Source organism: Prevotella sp. S7 MS 2 (assembly GCF_000762865.1).
Lineage (GTDB): Bacteria > Bacteroidota > Bacteroidia > Bacteroidales > Bacteroidaceae > Prevotella.
Genome location: NZ_JRPT01000080.1, coordinates 1 through 5,063 on the forward strand (window position 1 = coordinate 1; position 5,063 = coordinate 5,063).

Below are 5,063 nucleotides of genomic sequence, written 5' to 3' on the forward strand. Positions count from 1 at the left end.
GCCCCACCCCGCCCCGCCCCAAAGGGGGAGGGAGTGGTGGGTTAGGGTTGATGGAATAGAGAATAAAGTTTATCGGCAGCTTTTACCTCTTACTTTTTAACTCTCACCTCCTATCTTTTACCTCCAAACTCTATCCCCTCCCCTTTCGGGGAGCGTTGGGGTGGGGCCTTTGCACCGCCCCCTCAGCATCGCTGCCTCGGCTCTTCAACAATGCTGCCCGGTCTTTGCAGCAACGCTGCCCCAGCCCTGCAGCGTATAGAGAGTGAAGAGTAAGCAGTGAGAAATGAGAGTTTTGAGGATTTAAAACCAACAACAGTAGAGACGAAAAGTCCGCTGCCTTACAAGCGAACTACAACATATTGTCGGCTTATACCGACTATTATATCTAAGGACAAAACATAGAACAGAACCCAAATAGCAGACACTGCTCCAACACTCTCAATTCCTTGCTTTTACAAAAAAAATGTAATTCGTTTGGCTATTCCGAGATTATCAACTACCTTTGCATCCACGTTGCAGAACGAGGTAGCTCGTTTAGCATGCTACGCGGAAATAGCTCAGTTGGTAGAGCACGACCTTGCCAAGGTCGGGGTCGCGGGTTCGAGTCCCGTTTTCCGCTCTCTTTACATTCTGAAAGACAACAAAGATTCCAGTAGCCGCAATGGTGGAATTGGTAGACACGAGGGACTTAAAATCCCTTGGCCAGTAATGGCTGTGCGGGTTCGAGTCCCGCTCGCGGCACTTTTTACCTCCTAAACTTTAATCGTAGTATGAATAAAAGTCTTATTCTTTCTTTATCTGCCGGCGTATTAGTTGCCCTTTCCTCTTGCTCGGGGAAGATGGGAGCGCTTTCAGCAGACCATTTCACAGTAGATCCTAACCCATTAGAGACAGTAGGCGGCGAAGTTCCTGCCACCATCAACGGTGTGTTTCCTGAGAAATATATGAAGAAAAAGGCTACCGTAACCGTTGTTCCTGAACTGCGTTATGGCGGTGGACAGGTGGTCAAAGGACAAGGTGCTACTTTCCAAGGCGAAGGTGTGATGGGTAACAACCAAAGCATTTCGTATCGCTTGGGCGGCCGTTACACCATGAAGACCAACTTCGATTATACGCCTGCCATGCAACAAAGCGAGTTGTATCTCACATTCAATGCACGCATAGGTAATAAGACGGTGAAAGTTCCGGCTGTGAAAATTGCTAACGGTGTCATCGCTACAAGCGAACTTTATCGCCAAACTTTGCTGAACGGAGGGGCTTGTATAGCTCCCGATTCTTTCCAGCGTGTGAACGCTATGAAGCAGGAAGCCAACGTAAGATTCCTTGTAAACCAAGCTAATCTGCGCCAAAGCGAACTGAAAAACAACAGCGTTCAGGAGTTTGTGAAACTGCTCAAGAAGATTAATGCCGACCGCGAACAACTCAATATTCAGAACGTAGAGGTTTCGGCATACGCTTCACCTGAAGGTGGATTCGACTTCAATGATAAGTTGGCCAACAAGCGTCAGACCGTAAGTGAGGGTTATGTCAAACAGCAACTCAAGAATACAAAGGTGGATGCACCCATCGATGCTCACTATACAGCACAAGACTGGGAAGGTTTCCAGCAATTGGTTCAGGCTTCCAATATACAAGATAAGGATGTCATCTTGCGCGTACTCTCCATGTATAAAGACCCACAGGAGCGCGAACAGCAGATTCGTAACATGAGCGAGGGATTCCGTGAACTGGCCAATGAAGTATTGCCCGAATTGCGTAGAAGTCGCCTAATCATCAACTACGAGACCATCGGACGCGACGACGAACAGATTAAAGCACAATATGCTGCCGACCCTGTCAAATTGAGTTTGGAAGAATTGCTCTACGCTGCTACCTTGGAGGAGAACCCAGCCAAGCAAGCTGCCATCTACAAGAAGACCACAGAACTTTACGATAAAGACTATCGTGCTTACAACAACCTAGGTGTCTTGGCTTTCAACGAAGGCAACAATGCAGCCGCTGCCGATTACTTCAAGCAGGCACAGCACGTGGATAGTAAAGCTCCGGAGGCTTTCGCCAACCAAGCACTATTAGCTTTACAACAAGGAAATGTGAAAGAGGCCGAAGCTAAACTAGCGGATGCAGTAAATGCCAACGGCTTCAACGAGGTGATGGGTAATCTGAATATTGCCAAAGGAAACTTTGCACAGGCTGCAGAAAACTTGAAGAACTCCGATAGTAACAGCGCTGCACTGGCTCAAATCTTAAACAAGGACTATGCAGCTGCAATCCTTACACTGAAGAATATCAAGCATCCTGATGCCATGACAAGTTATTTACATGCCATCATCAGCGCACGCATGAAGAATAAATATGCTTCTAACTCATATCTAAAAGAGGCATTGCAAAAGGATTCTTCGTTGTCTAAATATGCTGAGAAGGATCTTGAATTTGCCAAGGTCAGATAAATGAGAAGACTCATACAGTTTATACTGCTCACCCTTATTTTGGTTTCGTGTGGGACGAACGGCCGACATTTTAAGATTGACGGGCGTCTCATCAACCTGAATCAGGGTGAGTTTTACGTTTATAGTCCCGATGGTGGCCTCAATGGTATGGACACTATCAAAGTGGTAGGTGGCCGTTTCTCGTACGAGACTCCGCTCGAACGCGAAGCCACACTGATGATAGTATTCCCCAATTTCTCCGAACAACCGGTGTTTGCTGTACCGGGTAAGACTGTCGACATCAGTGGAGATGCGTCTCACCTGAAAGAGATGGAGATAACGGGAACCAAGGATAATGAACTTATGACGAAGTTCCGCAGGCAGATAGTGAACAACTCGCCACCCGAAATCAAGAAACATGCCGAACTGTTTGTAGCCGACCATACCGATTCACCAGTCGGAGCTTACTTAGTAAGCAAATACTTTCTGCTGACACCACAGCCCGATCATGCCACAGCTATACGTTTGTTGACGACATTGAGACAGGCGCAACCCAACAATGGATACGTGGCTCGACTGCTCCAGAAAGCACGTAGCATGCCCACAAAACTACCTAAATTTACGGCCGTAGACCTTAAAGGCAAACGTATCACTAGCCCTACACTAGCCAAAGCACCTATCGCCATCATCAACACATGGGCTACATGGAGTTACGAATCGATGGATGCCGTACGCCGACTCAAGCAATATCATGAGGATTTGGGCAACAAACTGGCCATCATCAGCATATGCTTGGATGCCGATTCCAAACTCTGTAAGGACAATGTGGAGCGCGAAGAATGGGGATGGAGTGTAGTTTGCGACGGCAAGATGTTCGATAGTAACCTCATCAAACAACTAGGCCTGTTCAATGTTCCCGACAATATCGTCATGAAACGTGGGCGCATCGTTGGGCGCGGAATGAATCCCGAACAACTTCGTAGTGAACTGGAGAAGATGAAATAACGACATCGTCGTACCTTAATACCAAGAAGACATGCTAGTAAAGACTTATTGTGCGGCCGTCAATGGTCTCGACGTGACGACCGTTACCATCGAGGTTAGCTTGACACCGGGAATACTCTACCATCTTACCGGACTTGGAGACGAGGCCGTAAGAGAGGGACGCGACCGCATAGCTGCAGCCCTGCAATACAATGGTTATCAGTTCCCGAAAGCCGACATCACAGTGAATATGGCACCGGCCGACCTTCGTAAAGAGGGTAGCAGCTTCGATTTACCATTGGCAATTGCCCTTTTGGCTGCCAATGGAAACATTCCCGACGAACGTTTAGGACGCTATATGATGGTGGGCGAATTGAGTCTCGACGGGCATCTACAGCCCATCAAAGGTGCCTTACCCATTGCCATCAAAGCACGCAACGAGCACTTTGACGGTCTCATCGTGCCCCAACAGAACGTGAGGGAGGCCGCCGTGGTAAACAACCTTAATGTCTATGGCATGGAATCGCTGCTCGACGTGGTGAAATTCATAGCCGGAACAGATAGCTATTCACCCACCGTCATTGATACACGACGTGAGTTTTACGAGCAGCAATATAAGTTTGACCTCGACTTTGCCGATGTTCGGGGACAGGAAAACGTGAAACGTGCGCTCGAAGTTGCGGCCGCAGGTGGACACAATCTCATTATGATTGGACCACCGGGAAGTGGCAAATCGATGATGGCCAAGCGGTTACCGTCTATCCTTCCGCCCCTTTCGTTGGCCGAAAGTCTTGAAACTACGCAGATACACAGTGTGGCTGGGCGACTGGGAAAGAATGATTCGCTCATCTCACAACGCCCTTTCCGCGCCCCTCACCACACCATTTCGGAGGTTGCCCTCGTTGGTGGAGGAGCCAATCCCATGCCCGGCGAGATTAGTTTGGCTCATAATGGCGTGCTCTTTTGTGACGAATTACCGGAATTCAACAAGCATACTTTGGAGGTATTGCGGCAACCATTAGAAGACAGAAAGATAACCATTAGCCGTGCCAAATATAATGTTGAATATCCATGTTCATTTATGTTCGTGGCCAGTATGAACCCTTGTCCGTGCGGATATTACGGCGATCCCACACACATCTGCGTATGCCTGCCCGGCCAGATAGTGCGTTATATGAACAAAATCAGTGGTCCTTTGCTCGACCGCATAGACATTCAGGTAGAAATAACACCCGTTCCATTCAAGGATTTAAGTAAGGTTCAGCCCGGCGAACCAAGCAGTGCCATCCGCGAGAGAGTCATCAAAGCACGCGAAATACAGACGGCTCGCTTCCGCGGACAGGCTCACGTGCATTGTAACGCACAGATGACCGAACGCATGATACATCAATTTGCCGAGCCGGACAGTGCCGGCTTAGACATGCTTCGCACCGCTATGGAGCGATTAAGTTTGAGTGCTCGCGCCTATAGTCGCATCTTGAAAGTGGCTAGAACCATTGCCGACTTGGCTGGAAGCAACCAAGTAACCGCCCAACATATTGCCGAAGCTGTGAGTTATCGCAATCTTGACCGTGGAGATTGGGCTGAAAGGCAAGGATAGACAAGTGTAATGAAGGAAGTTATAGAGTTAATCGAAGTTATACCAAATACGAG

General features: G+C 48.3%; 3 protein-coding genes and 2 tRNA genes. All 5 read left to right on the plus strand.

Going from position 1 to position 5,063, the window contains the following annotated elements:
• Positions 1-546 precede the first annotated feature (546 nt).
• The 5 genes from HMPREF0671_RS10780 to HMPREF0671_RS10800 all read left to right on the plus strand — a co-directional run bounded on the left by HMPREF0671_RS10780 (position 547) and on the right by HMPREF0671_RS10800 (position 5,010).
• A tRNA-Gly gene (locus tag HMPREF0671_RS10780) sits at positions 547-619 on the plus strand.
• A 36-nt stretch (positions 620-655) separates the two neighbouring features.
• Positions 656-741: transfer RNA gene (locus HMPREF0671_RS10785), tRNA-Leu, on the plus strand.
• Positions 742-770: 29 nt separating this feature from the next.
• Positions 771-2,447, plus strand: a complete 1,677-nt coding sequence (locus HMPREF0671_RS10790) for a tetratricopeptide repeat protein (RefSeq protein WP_036900494.1) — start codon at positions 771-773, stop codon at positions 2,445-2,447.
• Complete coding sequence (locus tag HMPREF0671_RS10795) at positions 2,448-3,431, plus strand: DUF4369 domain-containing protein (protein ID WP_036900496.1); 984 nt, start codon at positions 2,448-2,450, stop codon at positions 3,429-3,431.
• A 31-nt stretch (positions 3,432-3,462) separates the two neighbouring features.
• Positions 3,463-5,010, plus strand: a complete 1,548-nt coding sequence (locus tag HMPREF0671_RS10800) for a YifB family Mg chelatase-like AAA ATPase (protein ID WP_036900499.1) — start codon at positions 3,463-3,465, stop codon at positions 5,008-5,010.
• The last annotated feature ends 53 nt before the right edge of the window (positions 5,011-5,063 follow it).

Excerpts from the sequence above, each read along its gene's own strand:
- HMPREF0671_RS10790 (WP_036900494.1), top strand. The coding sequence starts at position 771 with ATGAATAAAAGTCTTATTCTTTCTTTATCTGCCGGCGTATTAGTTGCC.
- HMPREF0671_RS10795 (WP_036900496.1), top strand. The coding sequence starts at position 2,448 with ATGAGAAGACTCATACAGTTTATACTGCTCACCCTTATTTTGGTTTCG.
- HMPREF0671_RS10800 (WP_036900499.1), top strand. The coding sequence starts at position 3,463 with ATGCTAGTAAAGACTTATTGTGCGGCCGTCAATGGTCTCGACGTGACG.